This window comes from Pseudomonas sp. SIMBA_068, from assembly GCF_046534705.1.
GTDB lineage: Bacteria > Pseudomonadota > Gammaproteobacteria > Pseudomonadales > Pseudomonadaceae > Aquipseudomonas > Aquipseudomonas putida.
Map to the genome: position 1 here is coordinate 1 of NZ_JAWRYI010001035.1, position 254 is coordinate 254.

The 254-nt window shown below is 59.8% G+C and carries 1 protein-coding gene; it reads left to right on the forward strand.

Annotated elements, in window-relative coordinates:
• Window positions 1-254, forward strand: a 254-nt coding sequence (locus SB756_RS32580; RefSeq protein ID WP_410913577.1) for a hypothetical protein, incomplete at both ends; no start/stop codon positions are given.

The following is a 254-nucleotide window of genomic DNA, read 5'->3' on the forward strand; positions in this document are numbered from 1 at the left end:
CTTCCTGGTGTTGTCGACCGCGCTGCTGGCGGTCAATACCCTGATGGAGCCGCAGTACTTCATGGCGCCGCGCCAGTTGTACCCGCTGTGGCCGCAATGGCATCCGGACAAGGCGGTGGCGCTGTTCTCCACCACCATTGTGCTGCTGTTCCTGCCTAAACTGCTGAGCATCATCCTGATCTGGGCCAAGGGCGCGAAAGAGTTCGGTGGCAAGTTCAAGGTGACGCTGTCGATGCTGCTGGAGATGCTGTTCT